The sequence below is a fragment of the Clostridium sp. genome, from assembly GCF_036639235.1.
Classification (GTDB): Bacteria; Bacillota; Clostridia; order Clostridiales; family Caloramatoraceae; genus Clostridium_AB.
This window is the reverse complement of the sequence record NZ_JAVWJB010000042.1, coordinates 1-15,100: the sequence shown is the minus strand read 5'-3', so window position 1 is coordinate 15,100 and position 15,100 is coordinate 1. Positions and strand designations below refer to the sequence as shown.

Sequence of the window (15,100 nt, the reverse complement as noted above, 5' to 3'; positions counted from 1 at the left end):
TACAGCTTCTTTTTATATTTCTCGGCGCCCTTCTAGGGCTCTTGTAATTGTAACCTCGTCGGTATACTCAAGGTCTCCTCCAACTGGTATTCCATGGGCTATTCTAGTAACCTTAATACCTAGCGGCTTAAGAAGTCTTGATATATACATAGCTGTAGCTTCTCCCTCTACATTAGGGTTAGTTGCAAGTATAACCTCCTTAACCTCAGGGGTCATTCTTGTAACAAGTTCCTTAATCTTAATATCATCAGGACCTATTCCCTGTAGTGGGGATATTGCTCCTTGAAGTACGTGATATAGCCCTGAAAACTCTCTTGTTCTCTCCATAGCTATAACATCTCTAGCGTCCTCAACAACACATATAGTCTCACCGCTTCTAGCCTTGTTACTACAAATCATACACGGGTCCTTATCAGTAAGGTTTCCACATATAGTGCAGTACTTAGTATTTTCCTTAGCTTCAATAATAGCCTCAGATAATCTTTGTACGTTACCCTTATCCATAGTCAACACATGGAAGGCAAGTCTTTGGGCTGTTTTAGAGCCTACACCTGGTAGTTTAGAGAATTCTTCAATTAACTTAAGTATTGATTGTGGGTATATCACCTAAAATTCCTCCCCTGTCTAGAAAAGACCTGGCATGTTCATTCCACCTGTTAGCTTGCCCATAGTTGCTCCCATTTCTTTGTCAGCTTCTGATACGGCTCTGTTAACAGCAGAAATTATAAGATCTTGTAGCATTTCGATATCATCTGGGTCAACAACCTCTTCCTTAATGATAACCTCTACAACTTCCTTCTTACCATTAACCTTAACAGTTACAGCTCCACCACCAACAGTAGCTTCAAAAACCTTGTTTTCTACCTCTGCTTTAGTTTCCTCTAACTGCTTTTGAAGCTTTTGAGCTTGCTTTAATATATTATTCATATTTCCTGGCATTCCACCTTTGAACATATAAATTCCCTCCTCAAAATGATATATAATTCATTATATTGTAACATTCAATATTTTACTATTCAATTACCTCGACAAAGTCTTCTCCAAGAATAGCCTTTGCATTCTTAATGCTTTGGTTAAAATCATCGTCAGGTCCCTTATCTAAAAGAAATCTAACAAAGACCTTACCATTTAAAAACTTCTCAAAGTAACCCTGAAGTCCCTTAGTGTTTTCCGGCTTCTCTAGCATTGTTTTGCTAAACTTAAAGTCTTCTGTAAATCCAATATATATAGTATTCCCATCAACCTTATTAATAGTCCCATTAACAAGATGTGCATATACAGTCATCTTCTTATTAGACCTTAATGCGTTTAGTACCTCTACTAATGCACCCTGTACCTGTTGATGGTTTAAGGTTATTCCTCCACCTGTTGAAGCTTCCTGTTCCTGATTATGGCTTACATCTAATTGTAAGCTTCTCGTTTCAGGTTTTGGAGCTGCCTCTACTTTAGTGTGCTGAGGTTTCACCTCTTCACTTGAGGTAGTAGTAACCTTAATGTTTCCACTTTCTATAATATCCTCAAGTCTAGATATTCTCTTAAGTAGAGTTTCAGTAGAATGATCATATTCCCTTTTAGAGAAACGAATAATGCACATCTCAAGTATTATTTTCCACTGGGATGATTGCTTCATCTCCTGTTCCGCCTCTAGGAAAAGATTAATTCCTCTAACTATATCCTCATACTGAAGTTTTCTTGACTGTTCAAGTAGCTTGTTAAGTGAATCTTCTCCAAGGTCAATAGTTCCTGAAGGATTCTTACTTATTCTAACTACTAGTAAATTTCTAAGATGCTTAATAATATCCTTAACGTATTGTGCAATATCACGTCCCGACATCATAACAGAGTCAATTTCTGAAAGTGCCCCTTCAATATTCCCATTAGCCATATAATCAACAAGTCTTGTAATACTGTCTGATCCAGTAATACCAAGCATTGATGAAACAAGCTCCATATCAACCTTGCCGTCTCCCATTGAAATAGCCTGATCTAATATGGAAAGACAATCTCTCATAGCCCCCTCAGAAACCTTAGCTATTGCCCTTAATGCGTTATCCTCTGCATAAACACCCTTCATATCTATTATATGCTTAAGTCTTGAAAATGCATCATCAGTCTTGATTCTTTTGAAGTCAAATCTTTGGCATCTAGATAAAATAGTTGCTGGAACCTTTTGAGGGTCTGTTGTTGCTAAAATAAAAATAACATACTCAGGCGGTTCCTCTATTGTCTTTAGAAGTGCATTAAATGCTTGTGTTGTAAGCATGTGCACCTCATCTATTATGTATACCTTATAATTAGCTGATGTTGGTGGATACTTAACCGTTTCTATAATATCTAATGCATTTTCAAGCTTACGGTTAGATGCTGCATCCATTTCAACAATGTCTAAAAGTGTGCCTGCATTAGCCTCTAGGCATATAGGACAAGCATTACACGGACTAGAATCTATTGGATTTAGACAATTAACTGCCTTAGAAAAAATCTTAGCAGTAGAAGTCTTTCCTGTACCCCTAGTTCCTGTAAACAAATAGGCATGTGCTATTCTATTGTTGGTAATTTGATTCTTAAGTGTCGTTACTATATGGTCTTGACCTATCATGTCCTCAAAGGACTTAGGTCTAAACTCTCTATAAAGGGCCATGTAACCCAAGTTCATCACCTCTTCAGTCTAGGGTAAAAATATAAGCATAAATAGTAACTTAAAACTTCTAAAGTTAGTATTTATGCTTATATTATAATTAAAGGTCATGCACCAAATCCTGACTATACTATACAGGCGTTACCACAGCAGTTAGCTCTAACCAGGTTGTTCTACGGCACAGAGAAAATTCCGCTTATCGCTGCTTCCTTCCGGACCTGACGAGGTTCACAGATTTCTCTTGCGTAGGACCCAATCTTCAACACCACTTACTATGGTCAGTCCCCACACAGCATAGCCTCAAAATGGAATTCAACCCTGCTACAGCGGATTGCAGGTTACAGGGCACCGCTACCTCCCCATCTAGCATGACCAAACATATACAAATTTAAATATCGTAATATCATTATAAATCCAAACAATCTAAAGGTCAAGGAAAAGGACTCTACATCATTTTCCTATATTCTAATTAAAGCTGTCGATATATAATAGTCAAAAAAATAAAAACAACGAACTACAAGCCTTCGCAAGCAATCCGTTGTATAAAAAACCTTTTCTTAAACTAACGAGTTTATACAATTATCTTATAATTACGACAAGGAAATGTCAACAATTGTAGTATAGATAATTTTAATATTATGTATAGATCTTCGTAAACTTTCTGTAACTATTCAATAGGTGGTAGCATAGGGCTACTCCCTTCCCTATATCTAGTATCTGGACTATTAAAAAAATATATATTTTCTTGTTTTTTCTTAATAGGTGCACTACTAGCACTCTTAGGTGGATTAGCCTTATATAAGGTTACTATATTAATAGTAATCATAAGACATACAGATGCAATTAGACCTATATATGTAATCTTCCTAACTAGAGAGTTCTTAGTGTTATATACAACAACACCTGCACCTAGTGCCAAAACAAGCACAATTATCATTGGCATATTAATTAAACCTTTTATTAAATACTGTGAAGGTAGCATACCATCATCTCCTAAACTTCTTACTCCAATATACTATAGTATTAACTTAATATAAGAAATATAAACTATAAATATGAAAAATGCTACTAGTAATTACTAGTAGCAACAAAAATTTAACATTTTGTCATTAAAATTCTCCTAACCTAAGTGAATTAAAGCTTAAACTTCTCTACAGAGTCAATCATGTCTAAAGAGTCCTGAAGCATCTTCTTTGTAGAGTTTGCTATTTCAGCACTTGTACCATATACCTCTTGGCTAGCTGATGAAATCTCCTCACTTGTAGCTGAGAATTCCTCTGAAATAGATGAAGTTTCCTCTACCTTTTCTAGAATTCCTTCCCTCTCCTTGTTTAGTCCATCAACTTCCTTAGAAATATTTAATACCTTAGGAGCTATTTCCCCAATTAGATCTATTATTTGCTTAAATGATAGAACCGCATTTTCCATAATCTTAACTTCTTTATCTAGATTTTCCTCAACAGTCTTTGAAGTTACCTCCATAGATTCACTTTCTATAATAACCATTTCAATAATATCCTTAATATCACTTACCGAGTTCTTTGACTGTTCAGCAAGCTTTCTTACCTCTTCAGCAACTACAGAGAATCCACGACCAGACTCCCCTGCTCTTGCAGCTTCAATCGCAGCATTAAGTGCAATAAGGTTTGTTTGTTCTGCAATGGTATTAATCATTTCAGTAATTTTAGAAACCCTAGTAATATTACTTGATAGTGACTCAACCTTACTTGTTATATTGCTAAACGCCTCTTTAAGTTCATTAATAGCTGAAACAACACTTTCAAGCTGGTGGTTACTATCTCTTGCTTGCTCACTTGCTATAGCTGTTTTCTTATCTACCTCATTAATACTTCCTATAATTGAAACAAGCTTATCACTAAAACCTTCCATTTTGTAGTTAACATTTTGAAGCTTTTCTGACTGCTCATTAGCACCACTTGCAACCTGTCCTATAGCCTCAACTACTTCATTAATAGAATCGGTTATTTGACCTGCTGACTCTGCAAGCACCTTTGATTGATCCTTAATCCCATTAGACTTAACTTTCACTTGCCCTATAGCATTTCCTACCTCATCTACTGTTTTCTTTAAGTTAGCCTTCATAAGGCCAAATTCATTTTTCTGATCAGATGGAATATCAACTGTAAAGTCAAGCTTAGATACAGAATCAAGAACCTCAGATATATCACTAACTGATCTCTTAATATAAACAACAAATATAATTGAAAATAAGATTAAAATTGCTGCTGAGAAGGCTATAATTAAAATTAAAATCACAGTAGCCTTACTAACATTACTATCAATACTAGTTAATGTTCCATTAGCAGACTTAATAGTAGCCTCTAAAGCAACCTGTACAGATTTAACTATTGCATCTCCACTCTTAGCTAAAAGGTTCTTTTCTTCCTGAGGTATTGCTTCATTTGCAATTATTCTCCCCCTTACCTTTTGCCAAATTTCATCGTAATTATGTTTGTTTTCATTAATAGTGGCTATTAACTCCTTATCAGCATCTGAAATCCCTTCCAAAGCTAAATATCCCTTAATACCCTCATCCAAGTTCTTATTGGCAACTTGAATTGCATTGTCAACAGAAGTCATATCCTCACCTGACATTCCCTTATTAGCATTAAGCCTATACTCTAGCATATTTGTATTAACTTTAAAGGCATAGTCTAAACGCTTAATTGCGTTACTAAACATTTCATTTCCTGTACTAGCCGTATTTATTAGTTGAAAAACTGCTACAAATCCTATAACTGCAACTAAAATAAACATAATAATAACTTCCGCATAAATCATAGTGGAAAGTTTTATCTTTTTAGATAGATACTTAAACATACTAAAACCTCCTAACATAAAATCAATTAGGAATAGGAAAACTTTAACCTAGAAAATACGGCTATAGAAGTTTGGTACAGTATATGAATTATGTAAAGGAATTGTGATGTAAAAAGGGACCTGGTCAAATTTAAATATTTGATCAAGTCCCTTTATTATCTCTTAGTATATTTAATAACCATTACACCGTCTTTAGACGAATATTCCTCCATGTGAAGGTCTATTTTAGGATTAGATTCTAAAAACAATCTTCTTCCCCCTCCAAGTATGGTCGGAATTATACCTATTATATATTCATCAATTATATTCTTCTTGATAAATGGGTCTATAACAATCCCACCACCAAATAGATATATATTATTACCCCTATTTAACACATCATCTTCAATGATTGAACATATATCACCAGAAATAAACTCTATATTATCATAATTATTCATGGGAGTATTTGTTGCTACATATACCTTTTTATCTTGAAAGTCCTTATGAAATCCCTGATCATAACATTTTTTACCCATTACTACTACATCTATAGTTTCTAAAAAATCATTGAATTCCATTTTGTTTGAGGTGTTTAGTGAATTATCCCCGTCTCCTGCAATCCAATCAAATCCTCCATTTTCATCACATATATACCCATCTAAACTTATAGCTAAGTTAAGTACTAACTTCATAATTCCTCCTAAAACAAAAGTGTTCCCTTAGGAACACTCTATATTATTCTTCTGTATATATTTTGTCTTCACTTTGAGTTATAACTATACTCTGAATAGCTATAAACTCATCTATTATCTTCTTAGAGTGATAATTAAAAATAACACATTCCTCATTATCTACACACATAGGAGTAGTTGGGTCTATTCCAAATATACTCTTAATCTTCTCAAGATTCTCATCTGTAAAACAGAACTTCTCATCAAGTTCATTTAAAGCCTTAAGATGAAAATATATATTCTTATATGCAAATATAAATCTATTAATATTATCAAGATCTATTGGCTTGCTCTTTTTAATGCTTATCTCCTGTAAATGGGTCTTAAGGTCACTTTCTAGGTTCTGAATCATCCTGTAATAACCTGAAGTATCTACATTTTCCTTATAACATAATCTATGCTTAATAATCTCTGAGGTTCTATCCCTAAGTATCTGTGCGCTTTTGTAGATTCTATATGTATGATTAGGAGGTGCAACAAGGAAATTAACTCCTATTGCAACAACTATACCAATCATTGTTCCAAAAACAGAATTCAATGTAAATGTTAATGCATTAGTACTGTTTATCGGGCCAAATAATATAGATATAAATATAATTCCTGATGTTGCTATATACGGATCCCACTTAAGTCTATTACATAAAGATATAATTAATATAACCCCTATAGCCGCAAGGTATACATTCCCGTGGTCTATTAATACAAAGGAAAATCCAAGTGCAGCTCCAAATAGAGTGCCTAGTATTTGTCCTTTACCTGCTCTTAAAGAGCCTACAACACTTGCTTCCATCATCATTAAAGCATTAATTCCTGCTAAAAATGGAGAGGGAAGTTCAAAAGCATTGGATAATAATATTGATATAAATACAGCTATTGCTGTTTTTATATTTCTAACACCTATTTTCATATACATCACCTAATAATATTTACTCTTAAAAACCATAAAAAGTCAAGAAAATACATATTATAAATAACTATTTAACAAAACATAAAAAATTAAATTTAATAAGGAAATACTATCTGTGGATTCTCTTATTAATTAATGTATTTTTCTGTTGATAGTGTTGATAACTATTGGTTTAACTTAAAGTTATTCAGGGGTAGGGCTTAATTTACTTTATATTAAGGAATATTTTCTATAATTAGTGAAATACTATTAATATCCTCCTGTGTGCAAGTGTGTCACTTGCCACACTAATTTAATACAGGGTATTACTGATATTTATATTCCCCCTTCTTTATAATTAACATATTTATATTGAAGTGGGAATATATTTATGTTAGAATGTACAAGATATCAATGATGTGGAGAGATGGTCGAGTTGGCTTAAGGCGCACGCCTGGAACGCGTGTGTAGGGGAAACCCTACCGAGGGTTCGAATCCCTCTTTCTCCGCCAAACAAAAAACACACTACTTTTGTAGTGTGTTTTTTTGTTTGGTGGGGGGAGAGGGATTCGAACCACCTTTAGGCAAATGGCGTCAAGAAAATATGGTAAATCCATATTTTTAGCTATTTGGAAGGAAGGCTATGCCTGACGCTAAAAGCATGACGTAGTCAGGCGGGAATCCCGGTCTCCATCTATTCTCTCGCCTACTTTTGTAGTGTGTTTTAGCGTATTTTTATTTAAATGATACTTCCTTCCCGTCTTTTTTTAAAGAAATCTGATAATAGGGCGCTACAATCACCTTCCATAACCCCCTCTATTATCTCTACCCTATGATTAAGTCTTCCATCATCAGGTATTGTATATAAACTTCTACAGCCTCCGAATCTTCTATCATAGGCTCCAAATATAACTCTTCTAAATCTCGACTGCACAATTGCACCTGCACACATTACACATGGCTCTAGAGTCACATATATATCACAATCAAGTAATCTCCAACCACCTAATAGATCTGATGCTTTCTTAATTGCTATCATCTCTGCATGGGCAGTTGCGCTTTTTAAGTTTTCCTTCATATTATAAGCAGATGCTATTACCTGATTATCTTTAACTATAACAGCTCCAACTGGAACCTCTCCTATTTGAGCCGCCTTCATAGCTTCTCTAATAGCCAGGGACATAAAGTATTGATGCAATATGACTTCCTCCGACTTTCTACTAATTTAATATATATAATGTATAATAGTTAAATTAAAAAGTCAAAAATAGCTATAAATCACCTTCACCTATTAATACAGTTTAACTTTACTTAGGGCAACACATAATAATTTTATATACAAAAAAAATTTAAGACCACCTATATAGGTAGCCTTATATTAGTAAAACTTATGTCTATTTTCAAGTTTCTTAGATATTATTACTTTTAGTTAACTTATAAAAATAAAAATAAATTAAGTTAGTTATTACCCTTAAATAAAATAAAATAAGTTAAATGGTGCACCTGAGAGGATTTGAACCTCCGGCCTGCGGTTTAGGAAACCGTCGCTCTATCCTACTGAGCTACAGGTGCTAACCCTATTATTATAAAAAATTTAGTTTTCTCTTGTCAATAACTGCTACATGTGAATAGCAATTGATTTTTGATAATTTTTTGAAATCAGTTGCTTTTGACGCTCTACTACAAATTCATCAAGTAACTGGCTAAGAACCACTACTCTGGCGTCTGTTAAGCTTGTACAATTTTCAAGTTCTTTATGAAGTTGACCTCTCATAAAGTTCACCTTGTAATCTGAAGTATTCTCCATATAATAACCTCCCTAAAAAGATATTTCACTTTAAGTTAAATGTAATAATATCTATGTATAAATCATAAGATAATAGGATAAATAAGTCAATTTCAAACGTTAGACAGGATTTTTACCAAAATCCTATGTTGGAATGTTTTTCAACAAAATTATACCTTATTCATGTAATTTGCTAGCTTTTTTTCTCAGTTTTAATACTAACTAGTACATAATTTCGTATGTGCTAATTCGACACCTACATAATTTATTAACATTTGATTAATCACTAGTTTACATTTAATTTAATGTTGCAATTTAACATAATAAGTATATAATTTTAATATTACACTACTTTAAGCTTCAAACTTAAAGTAGTCTATTTTTTACTAAAGGAGGAGTACAAAATGACTAATGATTCCCCTAATATTATGGGTACAGAAAACGTAGGAAAACTTCTACTTAAATTCTCCATTCCAGCTATTGTTGGTATGCTAGTTAACGCACTTTACAATATTGTTGATAGAATATTTGTAGGTCAAGGAGTTGGAACTTTAGCACTTTCAGGGGTAACCATCGCCTTTCCTATTATGAATATAATAATGGGGTTCGGTATGCTAGTTGGAATCGGTGCAACTGCTCTTATTTCTATAAGACTAGGTCAGCAGCGCCACGACAACGCTGAGCATATTTTCGGAAATGCCATTACTTTAAGTGTAATTTTATCACTTGCAATTACTGTTTTAGGTATTATATTCCTAGACCCCCTACTTGAAGCCTTTGGAGCTACAGGTCAGGTTCTTAGTTATTCTAGGGATTATATGTTTATAATTTTACTTGGTAATCTATTTGGTACCACATCATTTGGACTTAATAATGTTATCCGTGCTGAGGGTAACCCTAAAATAGCAATGGCTACCATGATTATAGGAGCAATTATTAATGCTATTCTTAACCCTGTATTTATATTTGGATTTGATATGGGTATTAAGGGTGCTGCTATTGCTACTATTATTGCCCAATTAGCTTCTCTTATATGGGTAATAGCCCACTTCTACAGCTCTAAGAGCATGCTTAAAATACGAAAAAAATACCTTATATTAGATCTTACTATTATAAGAGGTATATTCGCTATAGGTGCATCTCCATTTGCAATGCAAATAGCTGCCAGTGCAATTACTGTTGTTATGAACAAGCAGCTAGTTTATCATGGAAGTGATATTTCCATTGCTGTAATGGGTGTAGTTAATGCTGTTACCATGTTTATACTTATGCCTATTTTCGGTCTTAATCAGGGTGTTCAACCTATTATTGGTTATAACTATGGTGCTAAGCAGTATACACGTGTTAAAAAAGCCCTTAACCTTGCAATTATAGCTGCAACAGTTGTTTCTATTGTAGGCTATGCACTAGTTGCTATATTCCCAGAGCCTATTATTATGCTATTTGCAAATAAGTCAGATCCTACTATACTTAAGGAATTCCTTGAACAGGGAACCTATGCATTTAGGGTTTACCTATGTATGCTACCTATAGTTGGATTCCAAATTGTAAGTTCTAACTACTTCCAATGTGTAGGTAAGGCTAAGTACTCCATTTTCCTATCTCTTTCAAGACAGGTTATAATACTTCTTCCATTACTTTTCATTATGCCACGTGTAGCAGGGCTACATGGGGTATACTTAGCAGGACCTATATCAGATGCTTTGTCATCACTGCTAACAGGAATATTTATAACCCTTGAAATAAAGAAACTAAACAAAGAAATTCAATTAAAACAGGTAATTTAATATAAATTTCAAAAATAACAACAGGTTGATTATTTACATATTTTCAATTTGTTGTTATTTTTATGTCAATTATTTCGACATTATCGAAATCAATATACCTATATCCATACCCCTTTGTAGAAACTACCAAGGGGGTATTAAGGGCTATAAAACGGAAGATACGGTGAGGAATACCTATGTAATTTACGTGTATACCTCCTTAAAAGATAATATATGCAGAAAACCTTTACTTTCGGACTTTTCCTTTTTAAAGGATATAATATAAAATGATTCTAGACCTTGATATATTAATAACAATGTTGCATTGTTTTAGCATATCAGTGTAAATCAATTATTTTAAGGAGGAAGGACATTGAAACGCGAGACTTGTAATAACACAATTGAGCTTGGAGTTAAGAAGTGTTCCCACTATACTGTAAAACAGATTGTAGTTTTAGGAATACTTGCAGGTGCATTTACTGCTTTTGGTGGCTTCGCTGCTACAATGGGTGCACACAGCATAGATAACTTTTCAGTTTCCAAGTTTGTAAATGGTTCACTTTTTTCAATAGGACTTATACTTGTTTTAACATGTGGTGGAGAATTATTTACAGGTAACGTACTGACAATACAGGCCTACCTTCAAAAAAGAATTACAGCTACACAGTTTTTTAGAAATCTTTCAATTGTTTATATATTTAATTTCGTAGGAGTATTCCTAGTATGTACATTGATTTATTTTAGCGGACTATTATCATCAAATAATGGTCAACTAATGTCATATATATTTGAATCCACAGCCTACAAAGGAGGCCTTGATATAAGAGCTGCATTTAGTGCCGGAATATTATGTAACTTCCTTGTTTGTCTAGGTGTGTGGGGAGCATGTGGAACTAAAAGTGTTCCATCAAAAATAATCCTAGGATATGTTGCAATTACAGGATTCATTGTTTCAGGATTTGAAAACAGTATTGCAAATATGTTCTACTTCTCAACTTCACTAATTGCAAAGCTTGATCCTACACTAGTTGCACTATCAGGTGTTAGCGATGCTACGCTAAGTGCAATAACCCTACAATCAGCTGCATCAAATATATTACCTGTTACACTTGGTAATGCATTTGGAGGAATTATATTTGTAGGAATTGCATACTGGACTGCATTTGAGTATATTCCAAGAAACGCTAATAAGACTAACCTAGTTGTTATTAAGCCTGAAAGATTTACCCGTGAAACTGCTGCAGACCACTCAGTAGCACATAAGGCTACCGAGGAAATTAAGATTGCTTGTGAAAGAATTGAAGAGAAGATTGATAAGGAATTTGAAAAGGTTGTAGACATTAACAAACATAGACGTGTTTATATACCTGAAATGAAGTATGAAGTAGTTTCTTCAGCTAACCTTGATTTAAGATACAAGGATTTTGAAAGTAACTATTTCTGTCACTAAGCTAATCCCTAATTCTTATATAACTCTAGACATTTCTATATTTCTAAAGAAAAAGAAGATCTATACCAGGTCTTCTTTTTCTTTTTTTGATAATTTTCTTAAAATGCTAAAAACTATTAAATTATTCCATTCCCTTTATTTTAATGTATAATAAACTTATTATTTAGGAGAAATTAATTTAGGAGTTGATATTGATTTGGAAAAAAGACCTATACTAGTTCAAGGAGCTATGATTATTGAAGTAAAGAACATTATTGATGCTTTAAGTGATCTTCATGAAGAATCTATTGGCCAGTGGAAATTCTACTGTGGTAATCTTAATGGATATCCTGTTGTTGTATCTAAAACAGAAATGGGTATGGTTAATGCCTCTGCTGCAACTGTACTTGGAATAGAAAGATACAGTCCTATCGCTATTATTAACCAGGGAACAGCAGGTGGTCATGATAAGAAACTTCGTAAGTATGACGTTATAATTGGAAATGAAAGCATTAATATTGGTTCATATAGATCGGATTTTAAGGAAGAAGGTGCAGGGGTTAACCCAAGTGACTGGATACCTATGAAAACAAGTGTTGTAATTGAGGGTAGAGTACGTAGGATGTTTTCATTTAAAAGCGACGAAACCCTTGTTAATTTAGCCATTAAAGCATCAGAAAGATATACTAAGGGTAATACCTATGTAGGGTGCCTCGCATCTGCTGACCAGTGGAATAAGGAACTTGATAGACTTGTCTACTTTAACACTAATATTAAATCCCTAGGTGAGGATATGGAAACAGCTGCTTGTAACCAAATAGCTATGGGATATAAGATTCCATTCCTAGGAATAAGAGTAGTGTCTAATAATGAGCATCACCTTGAGGTGTTCGCCAAGGATTCAAGTGATTATTCACAGGAATTTACTATATACGTATTAGAAGAATATATAAAAAGCTTATCTATTTAAAGCTTGGTACAGTATAAATTGATATGTGCTAGATTGCTAGCGAGATTGTAACAAGAGCTTCTAAAACACAAAATCCTGATATACCTAAGACAACCGTAAAACTCAGCCAAAGGCTTCAAACACTACGGTTTTTTCTAAGGTCTATCAGGATTTTGCATTTAAGAATCTCTAAGTTCCAACTCGATGAATCTATCCCATATCAATTTTATACATGAGACTACTCTTTCACATAAGGATTTTTTATTTCTTTATATATATCTAAGTCAGAAGGACACATCATGTAATGTTATATTAGTAAAATTTCCAATAAATTAAACTACTTGAGGCGGGCTTTAGCAAAGCCTTTTTTTATTGCCTTAAAGTCAATGTATTTTACTTATATTGTAACTAATTCAAATTCTTATAGTATATAATGGTAGTAATGATGTTTGGAGGGGATTATTTATGAGGATAAGTAATAAGTGGTTACTTACTATTTTTACTATTGTGGTTACCTACTCTACTGGCTATATTAATTTTGGAAACTGGCTTAAGAGCTCTAGTGCTGAGCTATATAACTTTAATATTACTTTAGTTTATTTTCTTTTATGGATAGGTATTAGTGTTTATTTTGGGGTTAAGGGATATTCTAAGTATCTTAAGTTTTGTTTAATTTACTTTGGAATATGTTTTATATCTTCTATTCCTATTGCCTTTGAAATTGAGTCTTTAACTGGTTCATTAGGGTTACCTTCTCTTTGGTATGGTAGTTCTATTTATGGGTTACAATACTATTTTAATTCTCCAAGATTTATTTGTTTTTTTATAGGAACAGTTATATCAGCTATTACTTGTCCTTTAGGTTATTATGTTGGAAGTAAATTTAAGAAATAGAAAAGGGAGCATATTAAATGCTCCCTTTTCCCCTAAACTTTATAAATTAGACTAATTTAAATTAGCAATTACAATTATTTTGATGGTTGCAGCCATGATTACCACACTTACTCCAGCCGCTTCCATTGTTACAATTATTTCTTCTATTACAGTTTCTTTCATTTCTGCAATTATTCTGGCTATTACAGTTACATCTGTTCCACCCTAAACAAGGATTACACCAATTTAAACAACAACATAAGCCACATCTTCTTTCACATTTTCTTTCACATCTTGAATTACAACACATATTATCAGCTCCTATATTTAGTTTGAATTTAGAAGGCTTCTATCTTCACCAATAATATATGTAATTGTCCAGATTATGTTACTGAAAGCTTAATGTTTTAATTACCGCCCTAGAGATTGCTTCTGCACATTGATCCTGATAAAATGGATCCTTTAACTTGGCTTCATCTCTAATATTATCTATAAATCCAAGTTCAACAAGTGATGCTGGCATTTTTGTATTATTTATAACTGAGAAATTACCAGCCTTAGATCTTCTGTCTACCATTGAGGTTGCCTTTATTAACTCTGACTGTATAGTATCTGATAGTAACTTGTCCTTATTTGGATACTTCTTGCTATAATAGGTTTCTATACCAGTTCCTCCTCCTGCGTTACAGTGAAGTGAAACAAACATATCTGCTCCCTTTTCATTAGCAAAGGTATATCTATATCTTAAAGACTCTGATTGAATTGAACTATTCCAGTTAACATTGTCATTAACCCTTGTGTATATAACATCATATCCTGATGCTTCAAGTAGTTTGCCTAGTTTAAGTGATACTATAAGTGCTATATCTTTTTCCTTAGTTCCTGAGGTTGAACCTGCTCCTGGGTCACGTCCTCCATGTCCCGGGTCTACTACTACAAGTTTTTTCATAGGGGATGGTCTATTAGCAAAAACCTCAATTGTTTTAAATGCTTCATATACATCACCTGAAACCGTTTCCCTTTTAGCCCAAACCTGTATCTTATTATATCCACTTTCAAGTGGAGTTGTTAGCTTAATACTTGCTAGTTCTCCTGATTTTAAGCTTGATGTAAATTCAGATGCCTCAGTCCAAGTTTTTTTCTTATTTGAATATATGTATGCCTTATATTTTAGGTCTTCATTATTTCCTGAAGTTCCTCTAACGTTTATATTAGGTCT

14 protein-coding genes, 2 tRNA genes and 1 other RNA gene are annotated in these 15,100 nt (G+C 33.4%); 5 read left to right on the top strand and 12 right to left on the bottom strand.

Annotation, left to right across the window (positions count from 1 at the left end; all coding sequences use genetic code 11):
* Positions 1-12 precede the first annotated feature (12 nt).
* The 8 genes from recR to RR539_RS08965 all read right to left on the bottom strand — a co-directional run bounded on the left by recR (position 13) and on the right by RR539_RS08965 (position 7,099).
* Entirely contained in the window at positions 13-606 is a 594-nt protein-coding gene (gene recR / locus RR539_RS09000; protein ID WP_332474284.1) for a recombination mediator RecR, read from the bottom strand.
* Between the two features lie 18 nt (positions 607-624).
* Positions 625-954, bottom strand: a complete 330-nt coding sequence (locus RR539_RS08995) for a YbaB/EbfC family nucleoid-associated protein (RefSeq protein ID WP_332474283.1) — start codon at positions 952-954, stop codon at positions 625-627.
* 58 nt (positions 955-1,012) lie between these two features.
* On the bottom strand, positions 1,013-2,641 hold the full coding sequence (gene dnaX / locus RR539_RS08990) for a DNA polymerase III subunit gamma/tau (protein ID WP_332474282.1): 1,629 nt from the start codon (positions 2,639-2,641) through the stop codon (positions 1,013-1,015).
* A gap of 104 nt (positions 2,642-2,745) precedes the next feature.
* An RNA gene (ffs, locus tag RR539_RS08985) (signal recognition particle sRNA large type) lies at positions 2,746-3,010 on the bottom strand.
* A gap of 295 nt (positions 3,011-3,305) precedes the next feature.
* Positions 3,306-3,620 carry a hypothetical protein gene (locus RR539_RS08980; protein WP_332483697.1) on the bottom strand — a complete coding sequence of 105 codons (315 nt, stop codon included), beginning with the start codon at positions 3,618-3,620 and terminating at the stop codon, positions 3,306-3,308.
* A 152-nt stretch (positions 3,621-3,772) separates the two neighbouring features.
* Positions 3,773-5,479 (bottom strand): methyl-accepting chemotaxis protein, encoded by a 1,707-nt coding sequence (locus RR539_RS08975; RefSeq protein ID WP_332483696.1) that lies wholly within the window; start codon positions 5,477-5,479, stop codon positions 3,773-3,775.
* A gap of 155 nt (positions 5,480-5,634) precedes the next feature.
* The gene (locus tag RR539_RS08970) at positions 5,635-6,153 is read right to left on the bottom strand and encodes a dihydrofolate reductase family protein (protein ID WP_332474279.1); all 519 of its coding nucleotides are present in this window, start codon (positions 6,151-6,153) and stop codon (positions 5,635-5,637) included.
* Between the two features lie 43 nt (positions 6,154-6,196).
* The gene (locus tag RR539_RS08965; protein ID WP_332474278.1) at positions 6,197-7,099 is read right to left on the bottom strand and encodes an FUSC family protein; all 903 of its coding nucleotides are present in this window, start codon (positions 7,097-7,099) and stop codon (positions 6,197-6,199) included.
* 400 nt (positions 7,100-7,499) lie between these two features.
* On the opposite strand from RR539_RS08965, the gene RR539_RS08960 reads away from it, so the two are divergent.
* Positions 7,500-7,590, top strand: a tRNA-Ser gene (locus RR539_RS08960).
* Positions 7,591-7,817: 227 nt separating this feature from the next.
* Here the strand turns inward: RR539_RS08960 and tadA are convergent.
* From tadA to RR539_RS08945, 3 genes are all read right to left on the bottom strand, one after another.
* Positions 7,818-8,261 (bottom strand): tRNA adenosine(34) deaminase TadA, encoded by a 444-nt coding sequence (gene tadA, locus RR539_RS08955; RefSeq protein WP_442878406.1) that lies wholly within the window; start codon positions 8,259-8,261, stop codon positions 7,818-7,820.
* Between the two features lie 312 nt (positions 8,262-8,573).
* Positions 8,574-8,650, bottom strand: a tRNA-Arg gene (locus tag RR539_RS08950).
* Positions 8,651-8,696: 46 nt separating this feature from the next.
* Entirely contained in the window at positions 8,697-8,885 is a 189-nt protein-coding gene (locus tag RR539_RS08945; RefSeq protein WP_332474276.1) for a Spo0E family sporulation regulatory protein-aspartic acid phosphatase, read from the bottom strand.
* Positions 8,886-9,268: 383 nt separating this feature from the next.
* Between RR539_RS08945 and RR539_RS08940 the strand changes: the two genes are divergently transcribed.
* From RR539_RS08940 to RR539_RS08925, 4 genes are all read left to right on the top strand, one after another.
* Positions 9,269-10,651, top strand: a complete 1,383-nt coding sequence (locus RR539_RS08940) for an MATE family efflux transporter (protein WP_332474275.1) — start codon at positions 9,269-9,271, stop codon at positions 10,649-10,651.
* Between the two features lie 352 nt (positions 10,652-11,003).
* On the top strand, positions 11,004-12,080 hold the full coding sequence (locus RR539_RS08935; RefSeq protein WP_332474274.1) for a formate/nitrite transporter family protein: 1,077 nt from the start codon (positions 11,004-11,006) through the stop codon (positions 12,078-12,080).
* Positions 12,081-12,276: 196 nt separating this feature from the next.
* The gene (locus RR539_RS08930; RefSeq protein WP_332474273.1) at positions 12,277-13,029 is read left to right on the top strand and encodes a 5'-methylthioadenosine/S-adenosylhomocysteine nucleosidase; all 753 of its coding nucleotides are present in this window, start codon (positions 12,277-12,279) and stop codon (positions 13,027-13,029) included.
* Between the two features lie 444 nt (positions 13,030-13,473).
* The gene (locus tag RR539_RS08925; protein ID WP_332474967.1) at positions 13,474-13,902 is read left to right on the top strand and encodes a hypothetical protein; all 429 of its coding nucleotides are present in this window, start codon (positions 13,474-13,476) and stop codon (positions 13,900-13,902) included.
* A 367-nt stretch (positions 13,903-14,269) separates the two neighbouring features.
* On the opposite strand, the gene RR539_RS08920 is transcribed toward RR539_RS08925, so the two are convergent.
* Positions 14,270-15,100 (bottom strand): N-acetylmuramoyl-L-alanine amidase (locus RR539_RS08920; protein WP_332474966.1); only part of this gene is annotated, 831 nt, incomplete at its 5' end.